Annotated in this window: 14 protein-coding genes; 4 read left to right on the forward strand and 10 right to left on the reverse strand. The window is 54.1% G+C overall.

From position 1 onward, the window contains the following. Window positions 1–54 precede the first annotated feature (54 nt). Window positions 55–357, reverse strand: a complete 303-nt coding sequence (locus J7M22_02375; protein ID MCD6505449.1) for a transposase — start codon at window positions 355–357, stop codon at window positions 55–57. 426 nt (window positions 358–783) lie between these two features. On the opposite strand from J7M22_02375, the gene J7M22_02380 reads away from it, so the two are divergent. Both J7M22_02380 and J7M22_02385 read left to right on the forward strand, forming a co-directional pair. Further along, window positions 784–1,512 (forward strand): NAD-dependent protein deacylase, encoded by a 729-nt coding sequence (locus J7M22_02380; protein MCD6505450.1) that lies wholly within the window; start codon window positions 784–786, stop codon window positions 1,510–1,512. Continuing rightward, complete coding sequence (locus J7M22_02385; protein MCD6505451.1) at window positions 1,502–7,162, forward strand: hypothetical protein; 5,661 nt, start codon at window positions 1,502–1,504, stop codon at window positions 7,160–7,162. Before J7M22_02380 ends, J7M22_02385 begins: the two co-directional genes overlap by 11 nt. 16 nt (window positions 7,163–7,178) lie before the next feature. Here the strand turns inward: J7M22_02385 and larE are convergent, their stop codons facing one another. From larE to J7M22_02430, 9 genes are all read right to left on the reverse strand, one after another. Beyond that, a complete protein-coding gene (gene larE, locus J7M22_02390) occupies window positions 7,179–7,988 on the reverse strand; it encodes an ATP-dependent sacrificial sulfur transferase LarE (GenBank protein ID MCD6505452.1) in 810 nt (269 codons plus the stop codon). Between the two features lie 3 nt (window positions 7,989–7,991). Continuing rightward, window positions 7,992–8,915, reverse strand: a complete 924-nt coding sequence (gene cysK, locus J7M22_02395) for a cysteine synthase A (protein MCD6505453.1) — start codon at window positions 8,913–8,915, stop codon at window positions 7,992–7,994. Then, complete coding sequence (locus tag J7M22_02400; protein ID MCD6505454.1) at window positions 8,912–9,613, reverse strand: HesA/MoeB/ThiF family protein; 702 nt, start codon at window positions 9,611–9,613, stop codon at window positions 8,912–8,914. Before J7M22_02400 ends, cysK begins: the two co-directional genes overlap by 4 nt. A gap of 100 nt (window positions 9,614–9,713) precedes the next feature. After that, a complete protein-coding gene (locus tag J7M22_02405; protein MCD6505455.1) occupies window positions 9,714–10,406 on the reverse strand; it encodes a hypothetical protein in 693 nt (230 codons plus the stop codon). Window positions 10,407–10,478: 72 nt separating this feature from the next. After that, entirely contained in the window at window positions 10,479–10,832 is a 354-nt protein-coding gene (locus J7M22_02410) for an STAS domain-containing protein (protein ID MCD6505456.1), read from the reverse strand. A 16-nt stretch (window positions 10,833–10,848) separates the two neighbouring features. Further along, entirely contained in the window at window positions 10,849–11,271 is a 423-nt protein-coding gene (locus J7M22_02415) for an ATP-binding protein (protein ID MCD6505457.1), read from the reverse strand. 11 nt (window positions 11,272–11,282) lie between these two features. Then, entirely contained in the window at window positions 11,283–12,440 is a 1,158-nt protein-coding gene (locus tag J7M22_02420; GenBank protein MCD6505458.1) for a SpoIIE family protein phosphatase, read from the reverse strand. Beyond that, the gene (locus J7M22_02425) at window positions 12,415–14,691 is read right to left on the reverse strand and encodes a PAS domain-containing protein (GenBank protein ID MCD6505459.1); all 2,277 of its coding nucleotides are present in this window, start codon (window positions 14,689–14,691) and stop codon (window positions 12,415–12,417) included. The genes J7M22_02420 and J7M22_02425 overlap by 26 nt, the downstream gene beginning before the upstream one ends. A gap of 15 nt (window positions 14,692–14,706) precedes the next feature. Then, entirely contained in the window at window positions 14,707–15,045 is a 339-nt protein-coding gene (locus J7M22_02430) for an STAS domain-containing protein (GenBank protein MCD6505460.1), read from the reverse strand. Window positions 15,046–15,312: 267 nt separating this feature from the next. Between J7M22_02430 and J7M22_02435 the strand changes: the two genes are divergently transcribed. Together J7M22_02435 and J7M22_02440 are read left to right on the forward strand one after the other, a co-directional pair. Beyond that, window positions 15,313–16,152 (forward strand): polysaccharide deacetylase family protein, encoded by an 840-nt coding sequence (locus J7M22_02435; protein ID MCD6505461.1) that lies wholly within the window; start codon window positions 15,313–15,315, stop codon window positions 16,150–16,152. 130 nt (window positions 16,153–16,282) lie between these two features. Beyond that, the coding region (locus J7M22_02440; protein ID MCD6505462.1) for a glycosyltransferase at window positions 16,283–17,270 on the forward strand (988 nt) is incomplete at its 3' end.

A 17,270-nucleotide genomic window follows, 5' to 3' on the forward strand; every position in this document is an offset into this window, starting at 1 on the left:
CTCCCAAAAGCTGGCATTGCCGGTATATCGGTATGTGAGGATTTGCAGGTTCCATCAGCATCTTCTTCTCCGCAAGTGACAAGTCCAGATTATTTTCAACCAGTCAAGCTCTACTTTCAGTTGCCCTATCTGCCTGTATAGCTCATCTATTAGTTTCTGCTGATCTCTCTCTTTCCTCTCCTTGCCATCTGAGAACACTTCCACAAGCCCTTCCACTGCTTTCCTCTTCCACTTGCTCACCTGGTTCGGGTGAACTCCGTATTGGGAGGCTATCTGTGAGATGGTCTGCTGGTTTTTGATGGCCTCCAAGGCAACTTCTGCTTTGAAGCGGCTGTCATACTTCCTTCTTTCCCCCATTTGGCTCCTCCTCTGATTTTAGGTGGTGGGGAGGTGATGTCCCTTTCAATTTTGCCGATTCCTTCCCTCTGATTCCACCTTAACCCTCTGTCCAAAAATTGGGGGGAACTTCAGCCTCGGATAAGATTACCTGTTATCATCTTCTTTCGTCAACCCTCCTCTTAAGTTAATGACATTGCCCTCGATGGGGAGGATAGGTGGGGTGAAATTGATTCACCTACAGATTTTTCACATACCCCTCATTGCCGAAGCGGTTGCGAATTCCCATATCGTTGATGTATACTGATAAGGGCTTTTCAATGATTTAAAACCGCAGAGGCGCGGAGAAGGCAGAGATTAAAGGCGGTTAAAAGATCTCTGCATCCTCGGCGGTTCCGCGGTTAAAATGAGGCGATTCCAAAGATGATCCGCGAATATGCTGAGGAGATGTTGAGGGAGTTGCGTGGGGTTGGATCGGCTGTGGTTCTGACCGGCGCGGGCGTGAGCACCGCCAGCGGGATACCGGATTTCCGAGGCCCTGGAGGGATATACTCGAAGGTGTCCCCCGAGGTTTTCGATATAGACTTCTTCATGAACCATCCGGAGAGATACTACCGGATCGAAAGGGAGATCCTGCGTGAGGCGCTCGACGCTAAACCCAACGTGACGCACTTCCTCATAGCTAAGCTCGAGAGGATGGGGCTGATCGAGGCGGTCATCACCCAGAATATCGATGGCCTTCATCGGAAAGCCGGCTCCTCGAAGGTCATAGAGCTGCACGGCAACATCTCCACGGGAAGCTGCCTCAGATGTGGCAGGCGGTTTCGGAGGGAGGAGATCGACAGGATGCTGCGGGCTGTGGATGTGCCGAGATGCGAGTGTGGGGGCGTTATAAAACCGGATGTGGTTTTCTTCGGCGAGATGTTACCTCCCCAGGCGCTAAACGAAGGTATGCGGCTGGCGGCCGAATCGGATCTGATGGTGGTTATGGGCTCCTCCCTGGTGGTACACCCCGCCGCCACCCTGCCCTCCATAACCGTCCGTAACGGGGGCAAACTCATCATCGTCAACAGAGGCGAGACGACACTGGACCACCTCGCCTACAGGAGATATGATGTCGATCTCGTGGAATTCTCCGCAGAGGCTTTAAGGTTGTTGGAAGGCCATGATACCTGATATCAGATTGATCGTCCTCATAGGTGGCGCTGTGCTCCTGGGATTTTTGCTCTTCCCTAGGGGCGAGGAGCCCGGTGCACCGGAGGAGTATAACTGGATCACGACCTTCCACGAGCTGAAAGGCGAAGGGCTGCACTACCCGAAGGCCTATAAATCCCAGATACTCCGCAGCTTCGATCTGGGATTCGTCTATAAGGTGGATAAGCTCCTCCTGGAGCTGGAGAGCCCCGAAACCAACGGCCCGAAGCAGTTCGATCTGATAGGCAGCATCAGGCGGGAGGGGCAGTATGATAGGATCTACACCTATAAGTCCAACTCGCCCGAATTCCCGTTCGGCGTCCTCAGATTCGAGCCGGCCGAGGTCAGATGGATTCAGCTCGCCATAAACGAGTGGTTCGGCAGCAGGAGACCTAAGATAAAGTCGATCAGGCTCGGGGCATCCTATAGACGCCACGGGCCTATCGTATCGGCCACATCGAACTACGATCTATACGACCTTCCCAAGCTGATCGACGGCCTCTTCGAGGGGAATTCCAAGTGGATTGCCGCCCGAAGAAGGGTCGAAACCGATGAGAAGGGGAGGATCAAGGTGAGCTTCGAGCCGCCCAAAGGGGATGTGGAGGTGATCTTCGATCTGGGGATCATCTCACGTATCTACGGAACGAGGCTCACCACGGATGGTCCGGGGAACAATCTCGCAAGATACTCCCTCTCGATCAGCCTGGATGGCAGGAGCTATAAGCTTATCTACACATCCCCTCAGCTTCAGGATAAGACTGTCCAAGATGTCTTCCGCCCATCCGATCCCCTCTCCGCTCGGTTCGTCAAGCTTTCCATCTCCAAGGGCGATTGGTATGGGGATTACGCCGAAGTGAGGGAATTTGAGGTCTTCACCGACAGCTATAGGCTTGCGGATGGAAAATCGGAGCCCATGGATAAATTCAATGCCGTCCAGGCATATTATGAGAACTGCGGTCTTGGAAACAGGTTCGCTCCGCATATCGTCCAGGGTTTTCCGTTCGATAGGGGCAGCGAATCCGATCCCAAAATCAGATATTTCTGGGCCGAGGGGGATGAGGTCGATCCCGGCAACACCGAAAACCAGAGGAGTTTCTCCTATCATTATGATTCGATCATCTTCTCGTTCTCCAACCTCGACCCATCAGCCCTCTACTGGGTTCAGGTCTCCTATCTTCAGGATAAGAACGGGACGCGCAGGCAGAGGATGCTGGCCGACGGATTTATACTTCATGATGAGATGGAGGTGCCAAAGGGAAAAGCTGGGACCTTCACCTACCAGATTCCGAAGGAGGCTTATTCTGACGGAAGCGTGAGGATAGAGATACAGCGGCTTTCAGGCCCTAACGCCGTTGTATCGGAGCTCTCTCTCTTCGAGGCACGGCCGGGGAGGGCCACAAGGGCGATAGCGGGCATGCTGGGCAGGGCCACGAAGGCCTCACCGGATAAGCCGGTCAAAGTAGACGGCAAACCCGATGAGTGGCCGCTGATCTATCCGCTCCTGCCCCATGGCTTTAAATCTTCCAAAACCTCGCCGCTCAACCTGTATCTACAGTGGGACGAGGATAACCTCTATCTCCTCGCCGTTGTGAACCGCTCCTATCTTCTGGATGAAAACGGCGGCCTCATAAATCCGAGGCGCGTCTCCAGGCTATCCGATATCCTGGATCTCTTCGTCGACGCCGCTCTTAAAAGATCGCCAGGGATGTATACGAGCTCGGATCATCACTTCAGGTTTTCCAACCTCTCTCCCAAAGTGAGGAGAGATGAGATCTATGTCTCACAGATCCATCATCATATGGACGCCATCCCCCACACGATCCTCAACCGCAAGGAGATCGATGTGGCTTTTGTCCCCCGTAAGGAGGGTTATATACTCGAGGCAAGGATACCTAAAGGGAAGGTGTTAAGCGGGTATAAACCGAACTATGGAGTGAGAATAGGGGTGAACTTCATCCTCCATAACGGCTACTCCCAACCCGTCTACTGGACCGCCAAGGCCGATGATTCACCGCCGGATGTGTGGGGAGAGGTGAAGCTTGTTGGAAGTGTGAGCGGAGAGCTTATGGCGATCGATCCGAAGAGCGGCGCGAGGCTAACCTCTTTCAACGCCGGAAAAACCCTGCTCATAGCGCTCCGCGATCCCGATCGCAGCGCCGATCCGAGGACAGTGGAGGAGGTCAACATGGAGGTTTCGGGCGATAGAAACGGGGACATGGAGAGGCTGACCCTACGGGAGACGGTGATAAAAGGGGATGAAAACGGAAAGGTTAAGATCGAAGAGTCGACGGATTCGGATCTGTTCTCGGCACTCCTGCCCACCGAATTCGGGACATCAGCTCGTCCCGGGGATGGTAAGCTCACCGTTTACGGGGGTGAAACGATCACCATCTCCTATATCGATCCGTATCGATCGGAGAGCGAACGGAACGTCGAGGTAAAGACTCGGCTCAGGGTGAACGTTGGACATACGGGCAAGGTCGCCTTCATAGATGAATCGGGCAAACCGATCAACTCATTCCTCCTGGGAGGGAAGCTCAGGATCCGTGTGGAGGATCGAGATCTAAAGGGGAATGAGGTCGAAGTGAAGTTGGAGGTCAAGGAGACGAAGGAGAGCGAGACGGTGAGGCTTAAGAGAAACGGCGAGGTCTTTATCGGCGAGATACCGACGCTGTTTTCCGAAACCCCTCACCCCGGCGATGGGAGGCTCCAGATGATGGGCCTCCAGACCGTCATAGCGCATTACATGGACGAGATACAGGACGACGGAAGGACGATGGCGGACGTGAGAGCCCAGGCGAAGGTGGGGATCGGCGATACGGCTATCATCCGCATCTACAGGATCTCGGGGGATAACGCGCCTTTTGAGTCCAAGGGATTCAACGCCGGCGATAAGCTCATGATCCTAGTTCAGGACAGGGATCTGAACCACGATCCTTCCACCAGAGAGGAGGCCGATGTCATACTGAAGGGGGATGATCTGAAGGATGAGGTGAGGATGAAGCTCAAGGAGACGGGACCAGATACAGGCGGGTTTTCGGGGATCGTCCGAACTACCTTCTCAATTCATTCCAAGAATGACGATGTGCTTCAGGTAAAGGGGGGCGAGAGGATAGAAGCTATCTATCTCGACTCGCTCCAATCCTCCGGGGCAAGGGATATGGAGGTGAAGGCCGCTATCTCCGTCAACACCGGATCGGACGGCGTTATCTCCTTCGTCCGGTCCAACTATGTGCGCAAGGTGGATCGCTTTAACGCCGGGGATACGCTCTACATAAGGCTTCGGGATGATGATGAGGAGAGAGAGACCGTTGAGGTGACGCTATCAGGCGATAGGACCGGCGATAAGGTCGATGTGATTCTAACCCGATCGGGAACGGCTCGGGGTCTCTTCCTCGGCTCAGTTCAGACCGAGTTCGGCCGTGATGCGAAGGATGACATGATCCTTCAGGTGGTGGGAGGGGAGAAGGTGACGCTCACCTACATAGATAGGCTACGCTCCACAGGTCAGACCAACATCCCGGTCACGGTTACCTGTCTGGTCAATACGGGCAACACGGGGAAAATCCGCATCTACAGAAAGGGCGATCTTACAACCCCAGCGACCAGGTTTAAGGCCGGTGAGGTGTTGGTGGTGGAGGTGGAGGATCTCGATCTGAGCGTCACAGGGGCGGCAGCGCAGATCTTCGAGGTCACAGCACGAAACGAGAGCAACGGGGATGCGGCGAGAATCCTGATAAAGGAGGTATCGGGAAACGTCGGCCTCTTCAGGGGAGAGCTCAGAACGGCCTTTGCCATTCAACCCGATTTCGACGACGATTTGCTCCAGGTTCAGGGCGGGGATGTCGTTACCTTCACCTATATCGATGCCCTTCAGAACGACGGCAGGCCGAACGTCCCGATCGAGGTCACCCTTCAGGTTGAAATCGGCGTGAGAGGCAGGATCGAGATATTGAAGGCGGATGGGTCAAAGGGGATACGGAGCTTCAGCGCGGGGGATAGCATCATGATCAGGATCACGGACGCCGATCTCAACCTCAATCCGAGCTCGGCCGAGACCGTGAGCGTAACGGCGTCGGGAAACCTGATCGGGGATGAGGTGGCGCTGACGCTTTTCGAAAACGGTGAGAACACGGGGATATTCGAGGGTATTTTGAACACCGAGCCGGCGGAAGCGCCGAATTTCACCGATACAACGCTTCAGGTCAAGGAGAAGGAACTGGTCACCGTAAGCTATATCGACCCGATAACCGAAACGGGAAGAACTAACGTCCGGATCAGCGCATATGTCATAGTCTCATCCAGCTCGCCCGGGAGATTGCTGATCGTGGATCGAAATCGAAAGGAGATAGGGGGGGTTAACGCCGGAACGACGCTCTATTTTCTGCTTGAGGATCTGCTCCTGGTGACCCTATCGCCCAGAGAGAGGGTCCAGATAACCGTCAGCAGCACCCTTACCAACGATCTCGCCACGGTCACCCTATATAGGGTTCCGGATGAGGAGGGGGTTTTCTGGGGGTCGCTCCCCACCAGATACGGCACGACACCCATCTATGATGACACGCTGGAGGTTCAGGGCGGCGAGCAGGTGGTGGCGACATATAATCCGAACCTGACGGGCGTTTTCAACGAGCCCATCACCGATACGGCTTACGTCAATAAGGGCCATCTCGGAAGAATCAAGATCGTCCGAAACGACGGCGTGGAGGTGAGATACTTCGACCCCGGCCTGACCCTCTACTTTATGTTGGAAGATCCCGATCTGAACGTCGATCCTCTATCGCGCCAGAAAACCGACATATGGGTCTCAACTTCAGGCGGCGAGACGAAGCTCGTGGCCCTGAGGGAGACGGCCGATAACACCGGGATCTTCGGCGGCAGGATAAAGACCGTATACGGTAGAAGCGGTAAATCGGATGTGCTTGGGGTGCTCAGCGGAGAGGTGATAACCGCCACATACAGGGATGCACTGACGGATACAGGGGAGACGAACGTGGGCGTAACCGATACGTGTAAGGCCAGAATGATCGGTTGGGCGAACTTCGCCCGAACCCCGGTGCTCGTGGACGGAGTTCCGGACGGTTGGCCCCTTGAGACGGTGATGAGAACACCTCAGGGCGAGGCAATGATGTGGGCTCAATGGGACGCTGATTACCTGTATCTATTGGTGCAGGTCTACGACGATAAGGTGAAAGTGAGGGATGTGAGCAGATGGTATGAGGGCGCAGATGCTGTCGAGATACATGTAGACCTCAACCCATCGGACGAGGTTAAACCCTACTATCTGAGATCTCGGAGGAACCACACCAGATATATACTCTGGTTTTGCCCCAAAGGCGGCGGGTTTGAAGGGGATAAACCCTACGCCGGTCAGGCTTATCCGAACGTGATCTACAAGTACAATCCGCCCATAAGGATATCGACCAGATTCAGGGAGAAATACTACATCATGGAGATAGGCATACCGTTTAAGATCGTCTTTCCCGGGTTTGATCCCATAAAGACCAGGCGGATACGAAAGATAGGATTCAACTTCAAGATATACAGATCCGATCTTCCTCCGGTGTGGTGGGCTGAGCCGGAGGAAGGAACACCTCCCGGCGACCTAGGCACGCTCTATCTGAAAAGATGATGTGGGATAAACCTCATTAAGGCTGAGCCTCATTCAAGCTTCCGGTCCTATAGCCATCTAGATCCAAGGCGATCCAGACATAGCCCAGCTCCTTAAGCTTGAGGGAAACCTTATCCCGGATCTCCTTTGAGGCTAGTCTTTCGATCTGGTTCGGATCTATCTCTATCCTGGCCAGTTTACCGTGGTGTCTGACCCTGACTTGCTTGAAACCCAGTTTCCTCAAGAATCTTTCGGCTTCACCCACCATCCTGAGCTCCTGAGGTGTTATACGATATCCGTAGGGGAACCGACTGGCGAGGCAGGCCATAGAGGGTTTCTCCCACGTCGGCAGACCGAGCTCCCTGGAGATCGCCCTGATATCTTCCTTGGTCAAACCGGCCTCCTTAAGCGGACTGATCACTCCTAGCTCCTCAGCGGCTTTCATCCCCGGCCTCCAGTCGCCCGTATCATCGAGGTTCGACCCGTCCAGCACGTGCTTTAGTCCCTCATCATCCGCTATCCCTCTGAGCTTGGAGAAAAGCTCACGCTTACAGTAATAGCATCTGTCGGAGGGATTGGATGCGAAACATTCGTTCGAAAGCTCCTCGGTATGTATAAGCTTCCACCTAGCTCCCATGGCAAGGGCGAGCTGTCTGGCACCCTCTATTTCCTCGGCCGGGTATGTCTCCGATTCTGCCGTGACGGCCAGGACGTTATCCCTGCCCAGCATATCGAGGCAGACCTTTAAAAGCAAAGTTGAATCCACACCTCCTGAGAAGGCCACAAGAACGCTTTCAAGGGGCTCTATGGTTTTTCTCAGTCTCTCAAGCTTATCCTTCACGTTCATGAATCACTCTTCAAAAAGCCATGTGCTGAGGTATCGTTCGCCCGTATCGGGCAGTATGACGAGGACGAGTTTATCCTTGTTTTCGGGTCTTTTGGCCACCTGGACGGCGGCGTATGCAGCTGCCCCTGAGGAGATACCGACGAATATCCCCTCCTCCTTAGCGAGCCTTCTGGCCATATGACCGGCATCCTCGTCCTTCACCCTTATGACCTCGTCCAACAGCTCCGTCCTGAGAACCTCCGGAACAAATCCCGCGCCGATCCCCTGGATCTTATGCGGTCCCGGTTTCCCTCCGGATAGGACGGGAGAACCCTCCGGTTCGACGCCTACGATCTTTACAGAAGGTTTCTTCTCCTTGAGCACCTCGGCGACACCGGTGATCGTTCCGCCCGTTCCTATCCCTGCCACGAATATGTCCACCTTGCCGTCCGTGTCACGCCATATCTCCAAGCCCGTCGTCTCCTTGTGAATCTGGGGGTTAGCGGGGTTTTTGAACTGTTGCGGCATGAAGGAGTTGGGTATCTCGTCGAGGAGCTTTTCAGCTTTTTTTATCGCTCCCGTCATGCCCTCGGCTCCGGGCGTCAGCACAAGCTCCGCCCCGAGCGCCTTGAGCAGCTTTCTCCTTTCGACGCTCATCGTGTCGGGCATGGTGAGTATCAACCTGTATCCCTTCGCCGCGCATACGAAGGCCAAACCTATACCCGTGTTTCCGCTTGTGGGCTCGATTATAGTGGTGCTCTTGTCTATAACACCTCGTTTTTCCGCATCCTCTATCATCGAGACGGCGATCCTATCCTTGACGCTGGAGAGGGGATTAAAGGATTCGAGCTTCGCCACGACGGTCGCGACCGCCCCCTCGGTCACCTTATTGAGCCTGACAAGCGGTGTATTCCCCACAAGTTTGGTTATATCGCTGGCTATTCTCATTCCTTTCTCCTTCCTCCACAGGCAGGACAGTTTGGAAGATAGGAGAGCTGGACCCTGGTGAAGTCCATCCTCTCACCGTCATAGATCAGCATCTCTCCTGCCAATAATTGGCCGATGCCGGTGAAATACTTGATCGCCTCTGTCGCCTGTATCATCGCTATCAATCCCGGCGTCGTCCCTACCACGGGAAAGATCTCGGATGGAGGAGGTTCCGGGATGAGACATCTCAGACAGGGCGTTTGCCCCGGAAGGATGGTCGTGACTCGCCCCTCAAGCCCCCATACCGCTCCATGGAAGAGGGGGATCCCCCTACGGAGGGCGAACTCGTTGAGCACATATCTGCCCCGTATATTGTCCAGGGCGTCAACTATCCCGTCGGCCCCTGCGAGGAGATCACCTATGTTTTCGGAGGTGATCTCTCTGGGTATCGGTATGATCTCGACATCAGGGTTTATCCTCCTCAGCTTCGCCGCTGCGGAGAAGACCTTCGGCACGTCGATATCCTCCTCCCAGTGTAACACCTGTCTGTTGAGGTTGCTCAGCTCCACCCTGTCCATATCGGCCAGGATGATCCTGCCGAACCCCGCCGCCGCCAGGTATATGGAGGCGGGAGAGCCCAGACCTCCGGCACCTACGACGGCTATACAGGTCTCCTTCAGCCCCTCTTGCGCCTTAGCTCCCCACCCCGGAAGGATCATCTGGCGATGATACTTAACCAACTCCCTATCGGAGAAGAGCTCGGACCTTTGCCTCATAGCCCGCCTCAGAGATAGATCAGATGTGAATTGGTGCGAGATGTCAAGAGGACCATCTCAGCGTCAACCGGATTGTCCTTCTCATATCCTTACGTTTCACAAATCTGTCTATCAGTTTGTCCTTTGAGGGTATGTTGTAGAGCTGAGCCGGATCCACCTTCACCTCTATATCCGTCCTTCCTCGTGGCTCGGCGAACACCAGATCGCCAAGTGGGATGAGAGTGGCGAAATCATAGGTGGGATGGGGACAGGTCAGGATGGAGATATGCATTAATCTCGTCTTTTCGAACTTCAAGGCGCTTTCCTCCATCAGCACGATCGATTTGATCGTCTCCTTATCCCTTCCCTCACCTCTCATGAACAGGCCGCCCGGGGTAATGGTTATAAGGGGAAGCCCGTTCTCAGCGGCGGATTCAAAGGCCAGAGCGATCAATCGGTAGACGAGATGCTCGGGCAGTTTCTCCGCGCTGGGATCAAGTGCGGCTATTACAACTTTGAACCTCTTAACCTGGGTAAGGGCAGCAATGAGATAAGGCGGACGGTGTACATCTTCGATGGTGGATAGCGATCTGCCTTCCGTCAGCAGATCCACATACTCCTCCGCTCCCATGGGAAAGTGGAAGCCACATCTCGGACATACCCTCAGGTTCCGGATCAGCTCCTTGATGAATATCAGCTCGCCGCATCCTCGACATTTCTGCCATACACCTTCGGGTATCCGGCTTTCACCTCGCATTATAGCTCACCTGATTCCTATGTATGGGAGTATGGGAGCATTCCCGTACCCCCATACCCTCATACTCCATTATCAGTCGTCCTTGTTCAGTTCCGCTATGGCCGTATCCTCATCATCGTATCTCTGGAAGATGGTTATGAGCTTGGCCATGACGATGAGGTTGTTGATGCTTTTGCCCAAGTTCAGGAGGGCTATCTTGCCCTTCTTCCGCTGGACAGAGGTGTAAGCGGCGACGATCACACCGAGTCCGGAGCTGTCCATCATAGGCACGCCGGCGAGGTTCAGGAGCAGCTTAACCTCTCCCTCCTTCTTGGTGGAGATGATCTCGTCGATGACCCTCTTGAGATCGAGGGCATCATGCCCCATAATCTTGCCCTCGATATCAAGTATGGTCACGCCCTCTCTCTCCCTAACGTTGATGTTCACATTACACCTCCCGTTTTTATTTGGGTTCTCTGTATTTGATCATGGTCACTTCCGTTCCAGTTTCGTTGTATTTCACCTCATCCATAAAGGTTCTCATCAGGAATATGCCGCGGCCGGATGGCCTTAGCAGGTTTTCAGGGTTAAGCGGATCACGTATCTCATTGGGGTTAAACCCCTCACCTTCATCCCTGACCGTGATCGTAAGCCTATCGGTGGAGATCTCAAATTCGAAATGCACCTTTTTGTTGGGATCGTTCTTGTTGCCGTGTTTTATGGCATTCGTCCCAGCTTCGATCACCGCCAGGTTCACCTGTTCTGACGCCTCCTCGGGGAAACCCATCTCCTTCAATATCTCCGAGATGACGGCGTCCAGGATGTAGATGAGCTTCATATCGCTGGAGAATTCGAGTTTTATTAGGTATTCCTGGGGCTTATCCACCGTTTCACTCCTCAATCGGTTATCTTGATCGCTACGATCGTCATGTCATCGGCACGTTGATACGTGCCGCTAAAATCATATAGCTCATCCCTGATCGCCCGACAGAGCTCATCGGCGGAGAGGTAGAGATGATCTCTGATAAACCCCGCCAGTCTCTCCTCTCCGTAGATATCCCCGCCGGGGCTCTCGGTCTCAGTTACCCCATCGGTGTAGAAGAGCAACAGGTCTCCATCCTCCAGCTCCACCTCCACGTCCTCGAACAGGGCGAAGTCGAAGACCCCTAATATCAACCCTCCCTCCCTGAGAAACTCGACCTTTCTGCTTCGCTCATTGGCGCGTATCGGGCTGCAGTGTCCGCCGTTGGCGTATCTGAAGGTAAGGGATCTGGTGTCCAATATGCCGTATATCATCGTGGCGAAGAACTCCGGATCGGTGTCGGTCTGAAGCATATCGTTTATCTTTTTGAGAACGTCACCCGGCGAATCAAGCTCCCGCGAGACGAGCCTCAGAATGGTTCTGACCATGACCATCAACAATGAGGCAGGAAGCCCCTTGCCCCGGATATCGGCTATAGCGATGCCCACCCTGTATTGATCCAACGGGATGTAATCGTAGAAATCACCTGAAACCGTCCTGGAGCTTTCGAGGATATTGCCGAACTGTATTCCCTCCAGATCAGGGGGCTCCTTGGGCAGGAGATTGCGTTGGATCTTAACGGCCGTCTCCAGGCTTGAGCCGAGCTCCTCAACCGACCAGTCTCCCATCGTGCTTATAAGCGGGTTTATGTATCTGATCGTGCGGGTTCTGGAGAGCACCGCCTCGATTCGCGCCGTCAGCTCATCGGCGTCGAAGGGCTTGACGACATAATCATCGGCTCCGGCGCTGAAGCTACGAACCTTATCCCTCTTGTCAGAGGCCGCCGTGAGCATGATTATCGGTATGCTGCTTGTGCGTCTGTCGCCCTTCAGCCTTCGCATCACCTCATACCCGTCCATATCGGGCATACTGATGTCCAGGAGGATCAGATCGGGCATCTCCTCCCTCACCTTCTCCAAAGCCTCCGGGCCGCTTCTGGCGGTTATCACGTCGAATCCATCGGCCGTTAAGCTCAAATCGACCAGATCGAGGATGTCCTCCTCATCATCAACTATCAGTATCTTGGCTCCCATCATTCAACTCCTCCGGGGAAATCAGGGGCAGGAGGAACTTGAAATTGCTCCCCTTTCCCTCCTCGCTTTCGACCCAAATCCTGCCGTTATGGGCTTCAACTATGCTCTTGGCGATCGAAAGGCCGAGCCCAGAACCGCCCTGTTGCCTGGTGTGGACATCACTCAGTTGATAGAATTTGTCGAAGATCTTATCCCGCTGTTCGGGCGGGATCCCCGGCCCGGTATCGATGACCTCCGTCAGCAACATTTTCTCATGAGGTGTGAGCCTCACCGTCACGGTTCCCCCCGGCGGCGTGAATTTGACGGCGTTTGATAGCAGGTTGGTTATCACCTGTCCTATCCTCTCCTCATCGCCCACCGTCATAGGGATATCACCCTTCACCTGAAGTTCCATCTTAACCCCCTTCGCCTCCGCCTGAGGCCTTATCTCCTCCATACGGCTTACGGCGATGTCCAGGAGCGATATCGGCTCCCGCTTCATCTGAACCCTGCCCGATTCGATCCTTGACAGATCCAGAAGATCGTTTATCAGCCGGGTGAGCCTTTTAGCCTGCCTGTCCACCTTCTCGAGGCTGGATCGCTGGCGATCGTTGATCGGTCCGGTCTTGCCGTCCAGGATCAGCGAGATACCGAGCTGGATGGTGGTCAGAGGCGTCCTCAGCTCGTGGGAGACCAGGGAGACAAAATCCGATTTCATCTTATCGATCTCCTTCTCGCGGGTGATATCATCGAACACATAGACCGTTCCCAGCAATATCCCCTCCTCCGAGATGACGGGGCTCGCCAGAACCTTGAGTATCCTCTCCCTTCCCCTGGTTTTTACGGGCACCTCATGGGCGATGGTTTTGCGCTGATGGGTTGAGAGCTGACAGGATTCGAAGAGCCGCTTTAAGGTCGGATCTTCGACGGCCGATTCTATCTCTCTGCCCACATCCTCTCCCCTCATGCCGAGCAGTTCCTCGGCAGCCGGATTGAGATGTACGATTCGGCCCCTTTTGTCCAGGAAAACCAATCCTTCGGCGATGCTGTTGACCACTGCTCTCATCTTCTCCTGTTCATCCGATAGCCTCCCCATCAGCTCTTTCAGGTTCTTCCGCATCAGGTTGAACTCCTCCACCAGCACGCCCACCTCGTTTCTGGAGGTTATGGGTATCTCATCGGCATCGAAGGTGCCCTTTCCTATGGCCCTTGCGGCCTCAGCCAGTTTTATGATCGGGCCTGTGAGCCTTCTGGTGAAGATGACGCCTATAAAGGCCACGACAACGGCCGAGAGGAGGGTGAGCAGGAGGACGTTATTCTTAAGTCTGGATGCGGGGGCGAATGCAACGGAGGTGGGCTGGAAGACCAGAACGGACCAGTCGGTGAGTTTATGACCCATGTATCCGGCGGAATGAGCCCATCCGATCACCTTCTTCCGGCCGCTTTCATCCTCCTCGGTCACATATCCCGATTCGCCCTCCGCCGCCTGGATCGCCTTCATAGCGGCCTCGGTGTAGAGCATCCTGTCCTGAAGTATCCTGATCCCCTTTTTATCGGGTGGTGCGGCGATTACCCTGCCCTGCTCGTCTATGATATAGGCCTCCATCCCCTCCATCAGCCCGTTCAGCCTTCGGACCATATCCCTCAGATCGGAGAGGATGAACGTCACCTCCAGCACGCCTATCGCCCTGTTCGTGCCGCTATCCATCACCGGAACGGCCATATCTATCGAGTGGACCTTGAGATTAGGATCATATTTGATCCTCCCGATGTAGGTGTGTCCGATGCCGTTATTATACGCCTTGCGCCACCAGCTTTCGGAGGATTGATCGAAGTCCAGCACCCATTGGTTGGCATGCACGATGAGGCCGTCTTTATCGGTCAGGATCACCTTTCCGTCCTTGCCTGCTAGAATGGCCAATCCGTTGACGATTTCAACCGCCTTGGGCGAGATAGGTCTTCTCATCTCCCAGGCCCTCTTACGTTCCTTCACCGGCAGGTTCAATTCCTTCAACGCCGCTTCGGCGTTCGACGCCGCGGTTCGAACCTGTTGCAGCCTCCAAAAGAGGCTCATATCCGCTTTATCGATCGATTCCCTCGCCAGTTGAGCGAGGCTCACCCCAATTGAGTTTTCCAAGGCTCGTCTACCACCGGTATAGGCGAAATAAGCCACCCACAGAAGCGGTATGATGGAAACGATGAGAAGGAGAACCGTTAGCTGTGTCTGAAGGCTCTTCCCTCTCTGCGAAAATCGCCTCAGAAAGGTCAACATCCAAACCACGCCCCTTCATTTATCGAAGGAGGCCACCGCCACCTCCAGGTCATCGTATATCTCGAATATCGAAACCAGCCTGGTTATCTCGAGCACCTTCTGCACGGCTTTCTGAGGATTAAACAGAACCAGGTTACCGCCCATCTTCTTGACGGATGTCAACGTCGCAACTATCGCTCCCAAGGCAGAACTATCCAACAGGGGAACATCCGAGAGGTCCAGGATCAGCCTGCCGTTGCTCTGCTTTATCAACCTGTCCATCTCCCGTTTCATCACCGAGGCGCTTTCGCCTATTATCCTGCCGCTTATGGATAGAACAGGAATCTCCCCTTTAAAGGAAGTTTTCATCTCCATACGTTCACCCTCTCCCAGGAGAAATGAGCTTCGTTGCGCATTTCGGTCAAATCGTTTCACATGCTCAATGCTACCTTTTTCCTTCAGATAAGGATTATACACCGAAACCGCCTTCAAGACAAGGATTAATTGAGCTGGCATCCGAATTGCTTAATGAAATGATGGTGTAGTGGGGCCCCGATGTTAACTTCCGCCACCTAGGCGAAGCCAAATGGCCCGATGACTAAAAGTGACTGTGTAATGATACCTCGTCGAGGTGGAATCGTTATGCCTGGTAAGAGAGACATAGCCGTGAGGTTTCTCGCTTTATCCGGTATCACAAGGTTAAAGGAGCTCCTTGGAAGAAAGGATAGGCTCCTTGTGCTGGTCTACCACAGGATCTGCGAGACCGAGGGGTTTATGTGGGATGATGATCTTGTAAGCGCCTCACCTCAACAGTTCGAAAGGCAGGTTCGGTATATCGCCGAGCGGTTCACCCCGATCACCTTCGAGGAGTTGGGGCGGATCCTCGACGGCCGCTCGCCGATGCCCCCCAGACCGGTTATCGTGACCTTTGACGACGGATATATGGATAACTACCTCCAGGCCTTTCCGATCCTCAAACGGTATGGAGTCCCGGCTACCTTCTTCATTCCAGTTGGATTCATCGGAACCCGAAAGGTGACCTGGTGGGATCTCAAGGCTTTTAAGCGAAAAAACGCTCGGCAGCCGAGGGAAGGGCCTGAGTTTATGGGCTGGGAGGAAATCGAGGAGATGGCCGAATGGGGGATGGAATTCGGCTCACACACGGTCAGCCATATATCCCTTGCCAAAGCCTCTGATGTGAGGATAAAGGATGAGCTATCGGCTTCCAAATCGGAGATGGAACATCGGCTCGGAAGGGAAATTACGGCGTTCGCCTATCCTTATGGGGAATGGGACGAAAGAGCCGTAAAGCTGGTGCGCGAGGCAGGTTTCAGATTCGCAGTCACGCTTGAGCATGGTTTAAACCGGCTCGAGAGGTGCCGGGCGAATCCGTTTGCCCTTAAAAGGATCGCCGTGGAGAGACGGGATTCATTCGATTCCTTCAGAGCCAAGATAGGCTTTCCTAAGATCATCAGATACTAAAGTTTATCTCCAGCTCTGCCGAGAAATGAAGATGAGAGATATCAGAGCCGGAGAGGTTAGAGATGTTGTCGATACTGAGATTGGCGGTTATATTTCTCCTGTTGTTCCTTCTCTTCGGAAGGATAAATTGATGAGGCGTAAAATATTGCATATCACCTTCTCGATAGACACGGGGGGACTGGAGATCTTCGTGCTCCGTCTCTGTGAGGGTATCAAAGAGGGATTTGAGCCTCTCCTTTGTACATTCAGTGCCGGCGGCGATCTACGGGGAAGATTTAGAAAGCTGGATGTGCCGGTCTACCATCTGACCAAGCCCGAGGGTTTAACCCCTTCTCTGTCTCTGAAGATCGCCTCGTTGATTAGAAAACTGAAGGTCGATCTGATCCATACTCATAACGTCGGCCCGCTGATCTACGGCGGATTGGCATCCATTATTACGGGCCTTCCCCTCATCCATACCGAGCATAGCCGCCTGCCCAGATGTGAAAAACGGCTGAGATCGATCGAAAAACTGCTGAGCTTAAAAGCATCAAGGATCGTGGCCGTCTCGAAATGCGTCGCCGATCAGCTGATCGAGGAACAGAAGATCAAACCCGAAAAGGTGAAGATCATCCCCAACGGCGTTGACGTAGAGCTGTTCGACAACTCGCGCCGGGAGAGGAAGGATGTCAGAGAGGAGCTGGGAATTGAAGATACGGAGATCGTCATAGGAACGGCGGGTAGACTGGCCGCCGTGAAGGATTATACGACGCTGATTCAAGCCTTTGCCCTCGTCAGGGCTGAGAGCAAAAAGAGGGTTAGGCTTCTGATGGTGGGAGACGGACCGGAGAGGAGAAGGTTGGAAAGGATGAGCAATGAGATTGGAGTAGGGGAACGCGTTATTTTCCTGGGTATGCGAGATGATGTCGCCAGGTTGATGGCGGCGATGGATATCTTCGCTCTCAGTTCGATCGATGAAGGCCTTCCGCTCGCCGTTCTGGAGGCGATGTCGGTCGGTCTCCCGATCGTGGCGACAGATGTAGGCGGTATACCGGAAGCGGTGGAACACGGCTTAAACGGTTTTCTGATTCCTCCCCGTTCCCCACAACAGATGGCTATCGCCCTCCTGAAGCTGATCC

This window comes from Candidatus Poribacteria bacterium, assembly GCA_021162805.1.
Classification (GTDB): Bacteria; Poribacteria; WGA-4E; order B28-G17; family B28-G17; genus JAGGXZ01.